At 29.9% G+C, this 19,154-nt stretch carries 19 protein-coding genes; 15 read left to right on the forward strand and 4 right to left on the reverse strand.

The window, feature by feature from the left end; all coding sequences use genetic code 11:
* Both MHL31_RS12555 and MHL31_RS12560 read left to right on the forward strand, forming a co-directional pair.
* The gene (locus MHL31_RS12555) at positions 1 to 3,177 is read left to right on the forward strand and encodes a type I restriction endonuclease subunit R (RefSeq protein WP_240226296.1); all 3,177 of its coding nucleotides are present in this window, start codon (positions 1 to 3) and stop codon (positions 3,175 to 3,177) included.
* Between the two features lie 31 nt (positions 3,178 to 3,208).
* Positions 3,209 to 3,382, forward strand: coding sequence for a hypothetical protein (locus MHL31_RS12560; protein WP_240226297.1), 174 nt, complete (start codon positions 3,209 to 3,211; stop codon positions 3,380 to 3,382).
* Between the two features lie 25 nt (positions 3,383 to 3,407).
* Here the strand turns inward: MHL31_RS12560 and MHL31_RS12565 are convergent, their stop codons facing one another.
* Together MHL31_RS12565 and MHL31_RS12570 are read right to left on the reverse strand one after the other, a co-directional pair.
* The gene (locus tag MHL31_RS12565; RefSeq protein WP_240226298.1) at positions 3,408 to 3,989 is read right to left on the reverse strand and encodes a PIN domain-containing protein; all 582 of its coding nucleotides are present in this window, start codon (positions 3,987 to 3,989) and stop codon (positions 3,408 to 3,410) included.
* Positions 3,961 to 4,416: a helix-turn-helix domain-containing protein gene (locus tag MHL31_RS12570; RefSeq protein WP_240226299.1), complete on the reverse strand. Its 456-nt coding sequence runs from the start codon at positions 4,414 to 4,416 to the stop codon at positions 3,961 to 3,963. The genes MHL31_RS12565 and MHL31_RS12570 overlap by 29 nt, the downstream gene beginning before the upstream one ends.
* Before the next feature lie 293 nt (positions 4,417 to 4,709).
* Between MHL31_RS12570 and MHL31_RS12575 the strand changes: the two genes are divergently transcribed.
* From MHL31_RS12575 to MHL31_RS12625, 11 genes are all read left to right on the forward strand, one after another.
* Positions 4,710 to 5,054, forward strand: coding sequence for a hypothetical protein (locus tag MHL31_RS12575; protein ID WP_240226300.1), 345 nt, complete (start codon positions 4,710 to 4,712; stop codon positions 5,052 to 5,054).
* Between the two features lie 85 nt (positions 5,055 to 5,139).
* Entirely contained in the window at positions 5,140 to 6,036 is an 897-nt protein-coding gene (locus MHL31_RS12580; RefSeq protein WP_240226301.1) for an AAA family ATPase, read from the forward strand.
* Positions 6,017 to 7,003: a DUF3871 family protein gene (locus tag MHL31_RS12585; protein WP_240226302.1), complete on the forward strand. Its 987-nt coding sequence runs from the start codon at positions 6,017 to 6,019 to the stop codon at positions 7,001 to 7,003. The genes MHL31_RS12580 and MHL31_RS12585 overlap by 20 nt, the downstream gene beginning before the upstream one ends.
* A 170-nt stretch (positions 7,004 to 7,173) precedes the next feature.
* Entirely contained in the window at positions 7,174 to 7,419 is a 246-nt protein-coding gene (locus tag MHL31_RS12590) for a hypothetical protein (RefSeq protein WP_240226303.1), read from the forward strand.
* A 176-nt stretch (positions 7,420 to 7,595) separates the two neighbouring features.
* On the forward strand, positions 7,596 to 8,333 hold the full coding sequence (locus tag MHL31_RS12595; protein ID WP_240226304.1) for a hypothetical protein: 738 nt from the start codon (positions 7,596 to 7,598) through the stop codon (positions 8,331 to 8,333).
* A 155-nt stretch (positions 8,334 to 8,488) separates the two neighbouring features.
* Positions 8,489 to 9,535, forward strand: coding sequence for an AAA family ATPase (locus MHL31_RS12600; protein ID WP_240226305.1), 1,047 nt, complete (start codon positions 8,489 to 8,491; stop codon positions 9,533 to 9,535).
* Positions 9,525 to 10,178 carry an NUMOD1 domain-containing DNA-binding protein gene (locus MHL31_RS12605; protein WP_240226306.1) on the forward strand — a complete coding sequence of 218 codons (654 nt, stop codon included), beginning with the start codon at positions 9,525 to 9,527 and terminating at the stop codon, positions 10,176 to 10,178. The genes MHL31_RS12600 and MHL31_RS12605 overlap by 11 nt, the downstream gene beginning before the upstream one ends.
* Before the next feature lie 9 nt (positions 10,179 to 10,187).
* The gene (locus MHL31_RS12610) at positions 10,188 to 10,700 is read left to right on the forward strand and encodes a hypothetical protein (protein WP_240226307.1); all 513 of its coding nucleotides are present in this window, start codon (positions 10,188 to 10,190) and stop codon (positions 10,698 to 10,700) included.
* A 107-nt stretch (positions 10,701 to 10,807) separates the two neighbouring features.
* Positions 10,808 to 11,242 carry a hypothetical protein gene (locus MHL31_RS12615; RefSeq protein ID WP_240225903.1) on the forward strand — a complete coding sequence of 145 codons (435 nt, stop codon included), beginning with the start codon at positions 10,808 to 10,810 and terminating at the stop codon, positions 11,240 to 11,242.
* 14 nt (positions 11,243 to 11,256) lie between these two features.
* Entirely contained in the window at positions 11,257 to 12,108 is an 852-nt protein-coding gene (locus MHL31_RS12620; protein WP_240226214.1) for an IS3 family transposase, read from the forward strand.
* 63 nt (positions 12,109 to 12,171) lie between these two features.
* Positions 12,172 to 12,618, forward strand: a complete 447-nt coding sequence (locus MHL31_RS12625) for a JAB domain-containing protein (RefSeq protein ID WP_240226308.1) — start codon at positions 12,172 to 12,174, stop codon at positions 12,616 to 12,618.
* A 267-nt stretch (positions 12,619 to 12,885) separates the two neighbouring features.
* Here the strand turns inward: MHL31_RS12625 and MHL31_RS12630 are convergent, their stop codons facing one another.
* Entirely contained in the window at positions 12,886 to 13,086 is a 201-nt protein-coding gene (locus tag MHL31_RS12630) for a hypothetical protein (RefSeq protein WP_240226309.1), read from the reverse strand.
* Positions 13,087 to 13,363: 277 nt separating this feature from the next.
* Positions 13,364 to 15,673: a GH92 family glycosyl hydrolase gene (locus MHL31_RS12635; RefSeq protein WP_240226310.1), complete on the reverse strand. Its 2,310-nt coding sequence runs from the start codon at positions 15,671 to 15,673 to the stop codon at positions 13,364 to 13,366.
* Between the two features lie 473 nt (positions 15,674 to 16,146).
* On the opposite strand from MHL31_RS12635, the gene MHL31_RS12640 reads away from it, so the two are divergent.
* Both MHL31_RS12640 and MHL31_RS12645 read left to right on the forward strand, forming a co-directional pair.
* On the forward strand, positions 16,147 to 17,298 hold the full coding sequence (locus MHL31_RS12640) for a glycoside hydrolase family 26 protein (RefSeq protein WP_240226311.1): 1,152 nt from the start codon (positions 16,147 to 16,149) through the stop codon (positions 17,296 to 17,298).
* Between the two features lie 9 nt (positions 17,299 to 17,307).
* The gene (locus tag MHL31_RS12645; RefSeq protein ID WP_240226312.1) at positions 17,308 to 19,146 is read left to right on the forward strand and encodes a sodium:solute symporter family protein; all 1,839 of its coding nucleotides are present in this window, start codon (positions 17,308 to 17,310) and stop codon (positions 19,144 to 19,146) included.
* Positions 19,147 to 19,154: the final 8 nt, after the last annotated feature.

Here is a 19,154-nt window from a genome sequence, read left to right on the forward strand (position 1 = left end):
ATGCTTAACGAAAACACCATAGAACAAGCTTTTATAGAGCAATTAGCAAGTCAAGGTTACACGTATTATTATGGTCCAGATATTGCCCCATATAGTAATAATCCACAACGTAAAAGTTTTGAAAGTGTAGTTTTAGAACAGCAATTTCTAGCTGCATTGGAAAAACTAAACCCAGAATTGTCTGCATCAGCTATAACCGAAGCATCCCAAAAAGTGCTAAATTTAAGTAGTTTAGATGTAATGGAGAACAACGAGCGTTTCCATACATTACTAACCAATGGTGTTACAGTTGAATACACTAAACAAGGAGTTACAAAAGGTATTAATGTACAATTAGTAGATTTTAAAAACCCAGAAAAAAATGATTTTTGGGTAGTAAACCAACTAGTAATAAAAGAAAACAATATAGAGAAAAGGTTAGACGTTGTACTCTATATAAATGGTTTGCCATTAGTGGTTGTAGAGCTTAAGAATGCTACAGATGAAAAAGCTACAGTTAGAAAAGCATTTACGCAAATTCAGAATTATAAAAAAGCAGTACCAAGTATTTTTAATTACAATGCATTATGTGTAATTTCAGATGGAATAGATGCTAAAACATCTAGTTTATCAGCACCATTTTCTAGGTTTTTAACTTGGAAAGCTCCAGAAAACACTTCACAAGATATTTCAGTACAACAACCAAACCAGATAGCAATGGCGGCAGAGTCAGCTAGTTCTTATGGTTTAACTGAATTACAAGTACTCACCGAGCATATGTTGAACAAAAAAGTGCTGCTAAATTTAATTAGGTATTGCACTGTTTTTGAAGCAGAAGAAAATAAGGATAAGGAAACAGGGTTGGTATCTATTTCCAAAGTTAAAAAAGTAGCTGCATACCATCAGTATTATGCAGTTCAAAAAGCAGTTGAACAAACAATTAGAGCTACACATTCAGAAGATGGAGATAGAAAAGTTGGAGTAGTTTGGCATACACAAGGAAGTGGTAAATCCTTATCAATGGTTTTTTACAGTGGGCAAATTATTACGCATCCACAAATGAAAAATCCAACCATTGTTATTTTAACAGATAGAAATGATTTAGATGACCAATTATTTGGAACATTTGGAAATTGTGTTGGTTTATTAAGGCAAACTCCTGTACAAGCAACAAGTAGAGAACATATCAAAGAACTATTAAAAGTTTCTGGAGGTGGTGTAATATTTACAACCATTCAAAAATTCAGTCCAGAAGAAGGAAGTGTATATGATACTTTATCTGAAAGAACTAATATTGTGGTTGTAGCAGATGAAGCACACCGTAGCCAATATGGTTTTAAAGGTAGAATTGTTGATACTGAAGAAGGTTCAGAAATTAGATATGGAAATGCAAAATATATGCGTGATGCTTTACCAAATGCATCGTATATAGGTTTTACAGGAACACCTATTGAAAAAGAAGATAAATCTACACCAGCAGTTTTTGGAGATTATATAGATGTTTATGACATTAAACAAGCTGTAGATGATGGAGCAACTGTACCAATCAGCTACGAATCTAGATTGGTAAAAATAAAATTAGATGCTAAAGTTGGAAGTGATATTGACACGTTAGTTGATGAAATTTCTGGAGCAACAGAAGAACAACTAGAGAAATCTAAAAAGAAAAACGCTACCATAAATGCAATTGTAGGGCATCCAGATAGGTTAAAAGATGTGGCTGAAGATATTGTATTTCATTTTGAAGCTAGACAAAAAGTGTTTGAGGGGAAAGCAATGATTGTTGGAATGACACGTCAAATATGTGTTGATTTGTTTGCTCAAATTGTTAAATTAAAGCCAGAATGGCATAGTAAAGATTTAGATAAAGGAACAATTAAAGTAATTATGACCAGCTCCTCTGATGATCCAGAGAGTTTTCAACTACACCATACTACAAAAAACCAACGGAAAGAGTTGGCTATTAGAATGAAAGACCCTAATGATGAACTTAAATTAGTGATAGTTCGTGATATGTGGTTAACAGGATTTGATGCTCCAAGTATGCATACAATGTATGTAGATAAAAAAATGCAAGGAGCTAATTTAATGCAAGCTATTGCACGTGTTAATAGAGTTTATAAAGATAAGCCAGGAGGACTAATTGTAGATTATATTGGTATAGGTCAAGAATTACGTAATGCAATGGCAACCTATTTACAAAGTGGTGGAGAAGGAAAAGCTTTTGTTGATATTGCAGAAGCAATTGCATTAATGAAAGAGAAATTTGAAATAGTTGAACAAATGTTTCATAACTATGATTATAAATCATATTTCAAAGCAGAAACCAATAAAAAATTACAAATATTACTAGGTGCTCAAAACTTTATTTTAGGAGATAATAAATTACGAGATAGATTTTTAAAAGAAGTTACAAGTTTATCTAAGTTATTTGCAATGTCAATTCCTAGTTTTGAAGCAGATGTAATAAAAGATGAAGTTGCATTTTTTCAAGCTGTAAAAGCCAGAATTAATAAGTTTTCAAGTGTTGGAGTTAAATCAGATTACGAAGTAGACACAGCAATTAAACAAATAGTAGATGAAGCATTAAGTAGTGATGGTGTAATAGATGTATTTAAAGCAGCTGGAATTGAAGCTCCATCAGTAGGAATTTTGTCAGATGAATTTTTGTTGGAGGTAAAAAATATGCAACAAAAAAATGTAGCTTTTGAATTGTTGAAGAAGCTGTTGAGTGATGATGTTAGAGTGCGTAAAACAAAAAATATAGCCCAAGCTAAAAAGTTTTCTGAAATGATTGAAAGTGCTGTAAAAAAATACCATAACAATCAAATAGATTCAGCACAGGTGTTGGAAGAATTATCTGCTATTGCTCGTGAAATGAGGTTAGAAGATAACAAAGCAGGTGAACTAGGTTTATCAGAAGAAGAATATGCTTTTTACAGTGTCCTAAATCATAACGATAGTACTAAAATGTTGGATGACCATAAGATGAAGGAATTAATTCATCATATAGTAGATATCATTCGTAAAAATGCAACAGTAGATTGGAGTAAACGTAGTGATGTAAGAGCTAAGTTAAGATTAACTGTTCGTAAAATTCTAATGCGTTATGGTTATCCACCAGATTTAGCACGTATGGAAGCAGACAGAGTTTTAGAGCAAAGTGAATTGTTGGCAGAGGAGCTGACTAGGGATTGATAAATGAATATTAAGATTAAAACAATAAAATATGTTAGGCGAACGAATTAAAGAACTGAAAAATAGACTAGATGAATTAACAGCTATAATGGATACTAATGATTATGACCCTGTCACATTGGAAAAGGAGTTCAATGAATTATTAGGGAACTTTTCCAAATTAGAGAAAAAGGTTGGAAAACAAATTGAAAAGGAAGAATCATAGAAGTAAATTAGATTGTTTATTGAATTTATAATAGGGAATGTAAATAATTAGCAGAATTGGTTAGTCCATTTTTCCTTAAGTTGTCTAAAACTTGATATTCATCTAAATTTGGATTTCTTCGATTCATCACTAACTCTCGGAAAGCCATAATTGCTTTTTCATTATTTAAATCAATTATATCAGCAATAAAATCATCAGCTGATTTGGCTGAAATGCTAAATTTAGCCAAATAATCTTGTGGAAAATCTTTTAGATTATTAGTAACTATAACATTTGCGTTAGTTTTAATAGCAGCAGCTAATACGTGTTTGTCATCTTTGTCTGGTAATTCTATATTTGGAATTAAGTTTTCATAATTTTCAACAAAAGCATCTGGAAAAGCTTGGTTTGCAATGTTGGACCTTTTTTTAGCTTCTACTTGGGTTATTCCTTTACGAATCATAACTCTTTCCCACTCCTCAAATATATGTTTGCTCCATTTAGGTGTAAATAAATCATAGTGTGCAAACCAAAATAAAATATCCCTAATTTCTATGGGGTAAATTACGTTTGTATCCAGTATCCCAATAAATTTTACACTATGAATCATACAAGCCCAATTCTTCATCAGATTTCATCATTTCTAACAAATGATTTTTCTGATTTTGTTTAATGTTATTTTTATATTTCGCCATATCATCAAATTTAATTCTTCGATGTCTTCCTATTTTTGTGAATGGTATTTTACCTTCTTCAAGTAATTTTACAAGATGAGGTCTTGAACAACTTAAAAAATCAGCAGCAGCTTGTGTTGTCATTTCAGTAGCTACAGGAATAATAGATATAGGCTTTCCTTGACTGGTAATATCTAATATTTTTGCTAATAATTTTAACGCTCTTAATGGAATTTTAATTTTTTCCGAAGTTTCTTCAATCTCAATTTCTGGATTTTTCGAACTTAAATCCTCAATAGTTGCAGCAAGAGCTTTGTATGATTGCATAGCTGTAATTTGTTCCTCTTTTGAAGGTTTCTTTATTAATTCTAAATTTTCCATTTTTTTAATTAGGTACAACGATTTATATCACAAACGTAAACGAAATAAACGAAATAAACAAAATAAACGAAATATTTAACATAGATTTATCATAATGTATATAGATAAGGCATAATAACTTGACATCCTGGCACTAGTCAAAAAGCCAAGTTTTATTCTATAAAAATTTTTTTTATTATTTTTTTTCAAACTTTTTTCTATTTCCAAAAGAGCTTACTAATTACCAAATCACCCCTCCCCAATTTTGGCAGTGGGGATAGTCCCTGTCTGCTTTAATTTAAAATTTAAATCTTATGGTAACTGTAGTTGAGTTTAAAGAAAGACAATCTGGAGATGGTGAAAAGTTTTATGTACTTATTCTTCAAGGAGGAATTGAAATGGTAAAATCTAAAGAAACAGGTAGATTTTATGCCACAGCAAAAAGAGCAAGTGTACCGTCAACTTTTGATGAGAATACTTGTAAAACATTAATTGGAACCACATTCCCTGGCTCTATTAAACGAGAGGAATGTGAAGAGTATGAATACACCATAGTTGATACTGGTGAAGTAATCAACTTAAAACATCGTTGGGTTTATGTCGACAATGTTGAAGAAGTTGCAGAAAAGGTAATAATTGATGCTGCTGCTGTTATCTAATTCACCATTAGGAGCAGTGTTTAAAGGGCTTCCATTCTGGAAGCTCTTTTTTTTTAATTATATATAAACTTTAAAAATTATACAGATGCAATTACAACAAGCACAAAAAAAGCAAGTAAAACTTAGAATTGGAATATCAGGACCATCAGGATTTGGTAAAACCTATTCAGCATTACTTCTGGCTTATGGGATGACAGATGATTATTCTAAAATAGCTATAATTGATACAGAAAATGGTTCTGCATCACTTTATTCAGAACTGGGAAACTACAACACTTTAACTTTAGAAGCGCCATTTTCTCCTGAAAAATACATTCAAGCTATTAAGCTTTGTGAAGAAGCTAAAATGGAGGTGATTATCATTGATTCCATAACTCACGAATGGAATGGTAAAGGAGGATGCCTAGAAATTCAGGAGCAATTAGGGGGTAGGTTTCAAGATTGGGCTAAGGTTACACCGAGACACCAAGCTTTTATTGATAAAATTCTACAATCAAATAGCCATATAATAACTACTACTCGTAGAAAAGTGGATTATTCAATGGATACTGATAGCAATGGTAGAACACGAGTAATTAAGCACGGAATGAAGGAAATCCAGAGAGAAGGGTGGGAATATGAGCTATCTGTGAATTTTGAATTATTGAATCACAATCATTTAGTTTCAGCTTCTAAAGACAGAACAGGTCAATTTATGAATAAACCTGAATTTGTGATAACTCCTTCTACAGGAAAATTACTAATGAAATGGTGCAACAATGATGCAGACCTTATAAAAGCAAAAAATGAAATTAAGCAATGCGAAACTTTAGAAGGTTTACGTCATATTTATGCTAAATACCAAAATCTACAAAAACAGATTTTAAAAGATGTAATGGAACAAAAAGCAAATATTGAAGCTATCAATGCCGAAGTTATTCCAAATAGTGAAGTGATAAATAATGTGCCTAAAACAACAGAATATGGAACTGAAACAAGTTAATAACCAAAGTGAATTACTAATTCCAGAAAGTGAAGTGATAGTAGAGGAAAGTAATAAATCCTTTATTGAAGCTAATACAGAACGTGTAAATCTGGAGCATTTGAAAAATGATTGTACAATACCAGTTTTCAGCAAGGACAACGAATGTACATTAGCACATCATCAATTTATTGAAGCAACAAGTGCTTGTGTAAAAGAGTTATTTCCTGAACAAGTTATTGCAAAGCCAGAAATACGAGTAAGTCATACAGTGAAAGGAAGAATTCCATCAGCAATTGGTAAACCTGCAAAAGCATTGTTAGAATCAGAGAAAACAAAATATTTTGAACGTATGATGTTTGTAATTGAATTGCCAGAATTGAGTGAATCTATTAATGGTAATAAACTTAATTTAACTGTAGGTGGAGTTAGAGCTTACAATCAGGAAAATTTATATTCTAAAAAATCCATCGAAAAATTTAAAGTGTTTATTGGCTTTAACAACCAAGTGTGTACTAATTTATGTGTATCAACAGATGGTTATAAAGCAGATTTAAGAGTTTCTTCAGTTCAGGAATTACAACAACGTATTTTAGATTTAATTTCAAACTACGATGCAGATATGCATTTAAATCAGTTAGATAACTTAACAAAACATAAACTAACAGAAAAGCAGTTTGCACAATTTGTTGGCAAACTAAGGTTGTTTAATTACTTGCCTAAAAATGAAAAACAAGAGCTGACACCTATTTTATTAAATGATAGTCAACTTAATGTTGTAGCACGTGATTATTATCGAGATGATAATTTCAGTAGGGATAAAAATGGGGATATCAGCTTATATAATTTGTATAACCTACTAACAGGAAGTGTTAAGAGTACATATATTGATAGTTTTTTAGATAGAAGTTTAAATGCTTTTGAGCTGAGCAACCATTTGTTAAACTCTTTACAAGGAAAACAAAATTTCAGTTGGTATCTTAATTAAAAATGATGAACCCAGTTAATTAAACTGGGTTTGTTTTATATAAAAAAGAGGTATGGGTTATCTTAAACCTACATTTTATGTAATATTTTTCCATCAATCCTGGCTATCCAATTATAAATACATAGCTAAAACAGGTTGAACATTAACACATTTATAAAGAGAAACAATAAATGAACAAAAAAGAGTTAGAAGAAGAACTAAAGAATTTTTCTTCCAAATCAATTTTAATTATAAATAGATACAATCTGCTTTTAGAGCTATTTATCCCCTTTTATGTTAGGGTAAAGTATAATATAGGTACTTTAAAAAAAGATGAAATTGTAAAAGTTGAAGGTTTAAAGCTAGCATCGAATGGAGAAAGGGTTTACGTCATAATGAAAAAAGCTTATTATCAAAACCATTTTGAGGTGCTTTAATTATTTAAAATAGCTATGTAATATTATAGAGGTAAAATTTTAATTTCATAAAATTATTAGGAACTTTGTTAATTGCAATAATTTATTTCAATGTAATTGCATTACATGCATTAGTTACATTTAATTAATTATGTGTAATAAGTGTATGTAATGCAATTAAACTAAAAATGTGAATTATGGAGAACGCTTTTTTTCGGTTGTCTTATTTTTTGGATGAGAAAAACTTTATGCAGTTAAAAAAGTATTTTGTATCAATGGATTATTATAATACTTGGGAAAATAAAAATTTAAAATCAATAGATAATCCTACAATTACTCTACTCGAAGACGATTATATAAATGGAGATATTGAAGAAAAAATTACTATTGAAGTAGAAAAAAAGTTTGTAGAAGATTTTTTGTTAATAAATATTAATCATATTTATAAAAATGAAGTTTCAGACTTTGAAAGAAGATGTTTCGATAAATTTGTTACAAAGCAATTAAAAGAGGGGCATTCTCGTGATATTAAACAGAAACTTGAAGAAGCAATAGAAATAATTGTAAAAGCGAATTACATACCTAAAATAATTAAAGAAAATTTATTTTATCAAATTAAAATTATTAAGAAAGAGATTCAAAGTTATATTAACAATCCATATAGAAAATTTAAAAAAATTGAAATAGATTGTAATAGAATTGATATTGAACTCTTTTTTTATTTACTAATTAAAAATAAGTTGATTAGTCCCAGAAATATTTCAAATATTGGAAAATTGATAGATGAATCTTTTAAATATAAAGTTGGTGAAAATTTTGAAAGTATCAACTTTTCACATAAATCTCTAAGTAAAATAGAAAATACACTATCAATTCAGCAATCTATTAAGCGATTAGAAGATTTATTTTCAAACCCTGATTTTTATGCAATATAGTTGGTGACTAAAATAAGTGTCACCAATATATCTTTTTATAGATAATAGTTTTGAGCTAAATATGTCAAATAACATATTCATTTATGTTAGATTGTGCTTTGACTTTTAGTTAAAAACACGCAGTTTGCTCAATCGTTGTGTATAAAATCAAAAAAATGAAAATAACAAAGGAATTCCTAACTTTTAAGGAAATTCACGAAAAATTTAAAAAGGAGCCACCCAAGAAATTTTTATGGGGATGTATAAAAGAAGGTGGATTTGGGCTAATATTTGGTCCGAGTAAAAGTGGAAAGTCAATTTTCGCAGAAAATTTTGCTAAAATGATAGTAACTGGAGCAGGCGAATTTATGGGAATAAGTTTAGATGGAAAGCCTAAAAAAGTACTTTTTATGGGGTTGGAAGAGTATTGGGGTAGTAGAGTTGAAAGAAATAGGGAGCAATATAAAACGTTAAATTTAGCAGAAAAAAAACTTTATGAAGAAAATTATTTATATCAACCTATTGAATATTTGACGCTAATTACAACAAAAAAACACTGGAAAAAACTTAAATGTACAATCGAATCATCTAAAGCAGCAGTTGTTATTATTGATAGTATTACTAGAATGAATCACGGAAACATTGAAGATAGTAAGGTAGCTCAAGATATTATGCAGAACTTACGTACAATATGTTATGATTTAGGAATAACATTAATTTGTATTCACCACACACCAAAGATGTATGGAAAACCTTTAACAATTGATAGTATTAAAGGTAGCTCAGTGTTTGCACAAGAGTCCGATTTTGCAATTGGGATTAATGCAACAAGAAACTACAAAACTAGATATTTTAAAGAGATTTTCTCTCGTTATTCATCTATTAATAATGATAATGTGTTGGAATTTGAAATTGATAATTCAACTTGTATTAAAAATTTAGGAAAGAAAGATGAGTATAATTTATTAAATGGTGAAGATTATCGAAAGTTAGGTAAAGGTGAAGAAATTCTAAATTATTTTAGAAAGCACTCCTGTAAAAAGTTTAAAACTGCTGAATTAGTAAAAAATTTGTGCAAATTACTTTCAGTTCAAGAAAGGATGATTAAAATTTACTTGAAAGATTTGTTAGTTGAAGGTAAAATTTCACAAAATGAAAGAGGAACCTACTACTTGTCAGAATGTAAAGATAAATTAGGAAAGGAGGAAGGTGATGAAAAATAAGAAAGGTATAGTTTATACCATAACTAATAAGAATACTAAAGAAACTTACGTCGGAATTACTACAGTTTCATTAAAGAGTCGTAGGAATGACCACATTGAAAGAGCTAAAAGAGGGGAAAAAGGAAAGTTATTTACATCAATCTTAACGTATAATATAGAAGCATTTGAATTTAATGAAATTGATTCTACTTATTCTTTAGATGAATTAGCAGCAAAGGAAAAACAGTACATTAAACAGTATAAGGAGAAGGGTATTTCTTTAAACGCAGATTCTGGAGGAGGTATAAAAAAAAGTGTTCATAAATATGATATTGATGGTCAGCTAGTAGCAACTTATGAAACTTTAACTGAAGCTGCAAACTCCGTTGGGACAACAAAACAGCAGATTAGTTCAACCTGTTTAAATGTGAATAATTTATATGCAGGATATTATTGGAGTTATACCTTTAAAGTTCCTTTTATTCCTGGAGTTGATAAACGCTTGAAGCAAGTTTTACAACTAGATTTAGAAGGTAACTTATTAAGAAGTTTTAAATCTGTAGCTGACGCCAGTAGGGAAACAGGAGTGTATAAAGGTTGCATTGCAAAAGTTTGTCGCTTTGAACGAAAACAAGCAGGTGGGTATAAATGGAGGTATTTTTAAATATTGATGATGAAGTTAGAAAATGCACTTAAAGTAGCTGAAAAGCTAAAGAAAAGACTTTCACCACATTGTATTAAGATTGAAATAGGAGGAAGTATCAGACGTAAAAAACTTGAAGTTAAAGATATAGAAATCATTATAATACCAAAACCGTATGATATAGGTTTATTTAGTTCTGGAGTAGCAGAAATTTTAAATCAATATCCAATTGTAAAAGGTCATTTACCCTGTAAATATACACAACGAATATTGCCTGAAGGTATTAAAATTGATGTGTTTTTTGCAGAAGAGGAAAATTGGGGATTAATTTATGCAATGAGAACAGGTTGTGCAGAATTTAGTCATAAGGTTTTGGCTCGAAGATGGGTGAAATTTGGCTACAAAAGTTTAAATGGCTACCTATATCAGGGTGATTACAAAATTCGTGTATTTGAAGAAGAGGATTTATTTAAAATAATAAAAGTAAGATATATTCCACCAGAAAATAGAATTTCAGGTAATTTAGGCGATTGTTTAAAATAGAAAATTAGTTAAAAACTAGTAAAAAAGAGTTTACAATATTTGTAAGCTCTTTTTTAATGTATAAATTGTCCCGTCCTGAAATAGCGATACACTAAAACACAAGTGTAATGAAAACATCAGACAAATCAGGTGCAGCAAAGCGAACTCAAAAAGATTACTCGCTTTCTTTTAAACTTCAATTAGTTGAAGAAGTAGAACAAGGATTTTTAACAAAAACCCAAGCCAAGCGTAAATATGGTATTCAGGGAGACGCTACAGTAACCAAATGGTTGCAAAAATATGGTAACTTTGATTGGGAAAACCAAGTTCCAAAAACGATGTCAAAAACTCCAGAACAAAAAATACTTGAGCTTGAAGCTAAAATAAAGCTCCTTGAAAAACAGAAAGCTAGAGCTGAACATCTAGCAGAACGTGCTGATAAAAAGGTTATTATTTTCGATATGCTTGTTGATATGGCAGAAAAGGAATATGATATTCAAATAAGAAAAAATTACACACCCGACTTATCAACATCTTCAAAGAAGAATATAAAGAAACTTTAGTTTCTACCTGTGATTTGCTCGGGGTAAACAGACAGGTTTACTATAGATCCATAAAATCAAGACTTCATAAACAAACTGTAGCACAAAAAGTTATCGTTTTGGTTCGTGATATTCGGATGCTAATGCCAAGATTGGGTGGTAAGAAATTATACTTTCTGTTAAAGGATAAATTATCACTATTAAAAGTAGGAAGAGATAAATTGTTTAGAATACTAAAAGCTAACCATATGTTAATAATACCTAAAAGAAGCTACCACATAACTACAGACTCTCATCATAGATTTAGAAAGCACAGAAACCTTGTCAGCTCAATGGATATAGAAGGGCCTGAATCAGTTTGGGTGAGTGATATTACATATATCGGAACGAGAACCAACCCTTCGTATCTGGCATTAATCACAGATGCTTATTCTAAAAAGATTGTAGGATATGATGTGTCAAAATCTTTATCAATGGATGGTTCATTGAGGGCATTGGAAATGGCTATAAATAATAGAAAATACAAAGAAAGTCCATTAATACATCACTCTGATAGAGGGTTGCAATATTGCTCGAATGAATATCAAAGACTATTAGAAAACAATGAGATTAAGCCTAGTATGACTGAAAAATATGATCCATATGAAAATGCAGTTGCAGAGCGAATAAATGGAATTTTAAAACAGGAATTTAGTGTAGCACAGAAGATTCAAGATTTTAAAGTAAAGGAGAAACTGGTCAAAAATGCAATAGAAATATACAACAATATAAGACCTCATTTATCTAACGAAATGCTAACACCAATACAAATGCACGCACAAAAAAAAATTAAACCAAAACAATACAAATCAAAAAAGCTGAACAATGATGTCATTATTCAGCTTTAATTTTTAACTTTTACCCTTTAATAATCTGTATCGGTTATTTAGGACTAGACAAATATTAAAAGAATGAAAAATATTATATCAGAAATTAAGATAAAATACAATCCAATTAAATTGGATAATGGGAATACTAAGATTCGTAACAGTGAAGATGCTTATAATGTATTTTTAAATAATTGGGATAAGGATACACTTGAATTACAAGAAGAATTTAAAGTATTATTATTAAATAATTCAAATGAAGTTCTTGGAGTCTATGCAATGACTAAAGGAGGATTTACATCAACACTGGTAGATATTAAGTTATTGTTTGCAGTAGTGCTTAAGTCTTGTGCTACAGCTATTATAACAGTGCATAATCATCCTTCAGGAAAATTAAAACCCAGTGAAAGTGATAAGGTAATATTTAGGAAAATTAGAGAATCAGCAAAAATACTTGATATTAATTATTTGGATAATTTAATAATTACGAAAGAAGGTAAATATAGTTTTATGGATGAAGGAATAAGTTAAAAAGGCACATTTTTCGGCATACCTATAAGTTGGAAACTTTATAAAGTGCTGATATATTTAAATCTAGGAGAGCTGGTTCGAGTCCAGTCCCCGCTACTAAGCAAGCTTCATAGAAATATGAAGCTTTTTTTATGCTTGATATTTAGGGGTTTATATAAATTTAATTTACTTTTTTATAGCTAATTTTTATAAAAATAGTTATACAGTTCTTATTTTAAAGTGTATGGTTTCGTAAAATAATGCATATTTGAAAAATTAAAATATTTTTTACGAATTAAATAGAAGGCTAAAAATCCAATATGTAATTAATATTCCAACTATAAAAATTATTATTTGCAAAATACGGTAACCTTCAACCGATTTAATCTCTGTTGCGTTTAAAGTTAAATCATCATTTAATTTTCCAGTAAATTTGCTAAAAAGGAATACTCCTATGGTTATTCCTGTTAAACCCCATAACCAAATCATATTTATTTTATTAAGTTAATTATTCAAAATTAACCTTTTGAAATGTAAATTATTTATGGAAATCCGTATTGAAGTTAATTATTTTTATCTGAAGTATTTATTATAAGGTTTACAATTACAGAGTGTTATATTTTGATTTTAACAGATGTTTTCATAAAATAATTAGTAATTAAACAAGGTTTTAATACCTCGCTAATTATAATTAGAAAATTGATTGTTTTTAATACTTCTTTGATTAAATCTATTTTTATAGTATTGAGTATGCTTTTTAGTTCTATTACCTTTTACCCCAGTTTTTATTAGGAATTGACCCTAAGGTAAGTTCTAATTTTCCTCCAGAAATAAAATCGTTATGTTCAAAATAACATTTTTCCCAATTTTTTCCATTTAACGTTGCTGATTGAATGTAAACATTTTTAGCAGTGTTATTATTAGTAGTAATTGTAAACTTATTATTTGAATAATAATCTGGGTTTAAATCAATTTCAATTTTATCAAAAATAGGAGAAGTAATCTCGTATTGAGAGTTTTCAGAAACACCACCATCCATTTGAAATACACCCATTGCCATAAGTGCTCCTAATGCACCAATTTGTCCTTGATCTTCATCTCCATTATAACCGCCATAAGGTGTTGTTTCACCAAATGTAACGTCCTTTATTTCTCTAACCCATTTTTGAGTAAGCCAAGGTGTATCGGTAAAATTAAAAATATGTGCCATTTGACACGAGGGCTGATTTTCGTAATCTACCCAGCTTTTTGCATGCTCGCGATGTGGAGCTACAAAACGATTGCTTTTAGCTTTTTTAAAAGAACTTGATAAAAAGGAAGTATAGTTTTCTTTACCGCCAAATAAGGTTGTTAACCCATCTATGTCGTGTGGTACATAGTTTGTGTAAATGGCAGAATTGCTTTCACAAAAACCTGTTGTGCTAAATTTTTCTGCAATTGGACTAAAATCATCAATCCAAGAGCCATCAATATTACGCGGGTGCATAAGTTTAGTTTTAGGATTCCAAAGATTTTTATAGTTTTCAGATCGCTTCATAAAGTAATCAAAGTCTTTATTTTTACCCATAGTTTTGGCTATTTGTGCAATACACCAATCTTGATAAGCATATTCAAGCGTCATAGAAGCACCATCTTTATGTAAGCCTTTACCTTTAATACCTTCTGGAACATATCCTCTTTCAATATAATAAGTCATACCTCCTCCAGTTGGGTTGTTACCATGGTCATATCCAGCTCTGTCTCGAATACCACCGGGATATGCATTTTTTAGTAAGCCTTCGTATGCCAAGTCAGCATCATAATTTCTAATACCTTTATTATATGCTGCTGCAAAAAATGAAGTTGCAGGGTCTCCTAACATTACATGAGTGTAATTTCCTCCAGAAGGGCCTCTAGGTATTAGACCTCCATTTTTGTACATATCTACCATAGTATTACAAAACCCATCCATAATTTCTGGGTATACCATTGACCAAAGCACGTTGAGTGTCCAATGACTTCCCCATAAAGCATCAAAATTATAATGTGGAAAAATAGGATTTCCGTTGTTATCTAGCCTTACTTGTTTTATTGATGGTTTATTACCTGTCATATCACAATATTCACCATTTACATCACTTACTATTTTTCTACCTATAAGTGCATGCCACAAGTCGGTATAAAATTTTACTTTTTGTTCTTTAGTTCCACCAGTTACCTTAATACGAGATAACATGTTGTTCCACTCATTTTTTGAATCAGTAACAGTTTTATTAAAATTCCATTTAGGAAGTTCAGTTTCCATATTTTTTCGTGCATTTTCAATACTCGTATATGAGATTGCTACTTTCATTAAAACTGGTTTTTTATTTGTTTTAAAGCGTAAGTAGGCACCATTATTTTTACCATTTATTTGTTCTGTTGGAGGTAATAATTTATTGTTTTGCCAGCCTCCAAATTCTTCAATTTTATGATCTGTTTTTGCTACAAAATACACATAGGTAGGTTTTGGTCTACGAGATGTTTTTCCTAATAAAGAAAAACCTTCAATTTCATTATCATTTATTTTTCGAACGTAAGACGAATCAACTTTGCTATGTGCTAAAAAAGCACCTGTATGAAAATTAATATAAGAGCTATCGCTTTTTGGAAAAGTATATTTATGAAACCCCACACGAGTAGTTGAACTAAGTTCTGCTGTAATATTTGAATCATCTAAAACAACTTTATGATAACCTGGTTCAACAATTTCTTTCTCGTGTGTGAATGAAGATTTAGTTGCTTCCATACCTAAATAACTTTTATTTTCTCCAGTTGTTGGCATAACGGGTATGCCGGCAAGTTGCCATGCATGGATGTGGCTAAAACATCTTACTTGTAAACTGTCATATAAATAACCACTATTCCAGCTTCCTTTTGTCCAGGTGTCTGGACTTAAGCTAACCATTCCAAATGGGCGACTTGCAGAAGCGAAATAAAACCAACGGCTGCTATGTGTGTCGATTAAAGGGTCTACATAATCTACTAAATTAGTTTCTGTTGTTGAACACGAGTTTAAAAATAAAAGTAAAAGGAAACTTGTAATGTATATTTTCATGTGAATTTTATCTAGGTATAAAAACATGAAAATTACAAAATCTTATAAGAATTAATGTTTCAAAAAAAGATAATTTTAAGAATGTGAAAACTTTATTTATAGTTTAAGTAATAAATTGGTCTAAATTTATTTTATAATTTAAAATGAATCTTACAGAATTCTAAACATTAATGGATATTTTTCAAATATTATAATTATAAAATTATATACTTTTTTTAAAATTAAATTGAAGTTTTAGGAGTGAATTTATAAAAAATTTATAAATGATTGAAAATTTCTTATAGGGAAATGACAAAATATTATTGATGGTAGAAGGGCTTTTATTGTAATTTTGATATTATTAAATTATCGCTGAGGTTATTTTGAGGTTAAAAAAAATAAGAACTCAGAAATTAAAATTAAAGAATTTTTTTGTTGAGTAATGTATAAGTGTTTTACGGTTATACAAAATAACTCTTAAATAAGAAACAACTATGACTAAAACACAAAAAATATTTAGAGCTAATAAACTTCGAAATATACTTTCACTTTTTATAATTACATTGTTTTTATATTCTTGTAATGGTGTTAAAAAAGATACGGTTATACAACCAAAATTGGTTGATAAAACAGCTTCAAAAAACACTATAGAATTATATGCCAAATTGGTGAATATTTCAAAAAAAGGTTTTGCTGTTGGTCATCAAGATGATACTTCTTATGGTTTAGGGTGGAATTATAAAGATAACCCAACAATTATAAAAAGTGATGTAAAAAAAGTAACGGGCGATTTTCCTGCAGTATTTGGTTTTGATATAGGTTGGATTGAAATAGATAAATCCTATAATTTAGATACAGTACCTTTTAACGCTATGAGAGATTTAATTATTGATGCTTATAAAAAAGGAGGAATTATTACTATTAGTTGGCATGCAAACAATCCAGTTTCTGGTGGTGATTCTTGGGATCAAACAATTGCAGTGCCAAATATTATTAAAGGAGGAGATCAAAGAGAAAAATATGAATTATGGGTTTCTAGAGTTGCAAATTTTATAGCATCTTTAAAGTATGAAGGTGAAGCTATTCCAATAATTTTTAGACCTTTTCACGAAATGAATGGTTCTTGGTTTTGGTGGGGAGGTAAAAATTGTGATGCTAAAGATTATATTACCTTATGGAAAGAAACTGTTCATTTATTAAGAGATACTCATAACCTACATAATCTTCTATATGTTTATTCTCCAAACAAATTAAATCCTTCTGACACCTATTTAGAATATTATCCTGGAGATGAATATGTAGATATTTTAGGTATTGATATTTACGATTTTAACAATGCAGAAGACTATAAAAAATCTGTTATTCACGATTTAGCAATTGTTAAAGAGTTAGCAACCAAAAAAAATAAAGTATACGCTTTTTCTGAAACAGGTTTAGAATCTATAAAAACAGAAAATTGGTTTACTGAAGTATTGTATCCAGTTATAGAAAACTCAGGAATTAGTTGGGTATTAACTTGGAGAAATTATGATAAAAAACATCATTATATGCCTTACAACGGGCATATAAATGAAACTGACTTTATAAGGTTTGAAAAACTACCTAAAACATTGTTTTTAAAAGATTTAAACAACTTAAATAATTAAGATAAACATATGGAATTATTACATTCAGTAGATATTTTAATTATAGCATTGTATTTAGTTACAATTGTTGTTATAGGTTTGGTGCTTAGAAAACGCGCTCAAAGAAGTAAAGACGATTATTTATTGGGGGGTAAGTCTATTCCTTGGTATATGCTAGGACTTTCAAATGCTTCTGGAATGTTTGATATTTCTGGAACAATTTGGCTAGTTACTTTAATGTTTGTTTATGGTATTAAAAGTGCTTGGATTCCTTGGTTATGGCCAGTTTTCAATCAAATTTTTTTAATGGTTTACCTATCTAAATGGTTAAGGCGTTCTAATGCTACTACTGGAGCTGAATGGATTGGAACCAGATTTGGTTTTGGTAAAGGAGCTAAAATGTCGCACATTATTGTGGTGGTTTTTGCTTTAGTAGTATGTTTAGGATATTTAGCATATGGGTTTATTGGTTTAGGAAAATTTGTTGAAATATTTGTCCCTTGGGAAGTTGTTAGTAATTATATTCCTTTTGCTATTGCTCCAGAATATGTGCCGCATTTCTACGGAACATTATTTACAATTTTTGCAGTTTTTTATTCATTACTTGGTGGTATGTCTGGTATTGTATGGGCAGATGTTGTACAATTTGCAATTATGACTGTTGCTGCATTAGTTATCGGATATTTAGGTTTTCAAGCAATTGGAACTGGAGATCTTCAGGTTCCTGAAGGATGGATGAGCCCTTTTAAAGGAGGTTTAAATATGGATTGGAGTACTATTATTCCAGAAGTAACAGATAAAATACAAAGTGATGGCTATGGTTTATTTACGTATTTAATATTAATGATGTTGTTTAAAGGTGTTCTTGTTAGTGTTGCTGGTCCTGCGCCAACATATGATATGCAAAAAATTCTATCAACAAAATCACCGGCACAAGCAGCTAAAATGAGTGGGTTTGTATCGGTAATTTTAATGCCAATTAGGTATTTAATGATTGCTGGTTTTGCTGCTTTAGCATTGGTTTATTATGATCGGTTAGACTTATTAAACTCAACAGGAAATATCGATTTTGAATTAATTTTACCCACTGCAATTAAAGAATTTGTCCCTGTAGGTTTATTAGGATTATTATTAGCCGGATTAATAGCTGCGTTTATGTCAACTTTTGCAGGTACATTAAATGCTGCTCAAGCATATTTAGTTAATGATATTTATTTAAAATATACAAAACCAGAAGCTACTACAAATCAAATTAAAAATATGAATTACCTAACAGGTATTGTTGTTGTTATTGTAAGTATTGTTTTAGGTTTTTACGCTGAAAATGTAAATGCAATTTTAAACATAATTGTTTCTGTTCTTTATGGAAGTTATGTAGGTGCCAATATTTTAAAATGGCATTGGTGGAGATTTAATGGTGAAGGATTTTTTTGGGGAATGGTTGCAGGTTTAGTTTCTGCTTATATCGTTCCTACTTTTATATTTCCAGAGGTAAATGAATTGTATTTATTCCCAATTTTATTAATAGTATCTTTAATTGGAAGCGTTGTTGGAACTTATTCTGCGCCTCCAACAGAAGATGCTGTTTTAAAAGAATTTTATAAAAATGTAAGGCCTTGGGGATTTTGGAAACCTGTTTATGAAAAATTAGTTGCCGAAGATTCAAATTTTAAGAAAAATAATGATTTTGCTATGGATATGTTCAATGTGTTTGTTGGAATTGTTGCGCAATCTGCTTTGGTAATTTTACCAATGTATATAATTTTTAGGCAAAGTACACCAATATACATATCAGTTATTGTATTAGTAATATGTATATTTTTATTGAAAAAATTCTGGTGGAATAATTTAGAAAAAGAATTAGATTAATTGAAAAA

Source organism: Lutibacter sp. A80 (genome assembly GCF_022429645.1).
In the GTDB taxonomy this organism is placed as follows: domain Bacteria; phylum Bacteroidota; class Bacteroidia; order Flavobacteriales; family Flavobacteriaceae; genus Lutibacter.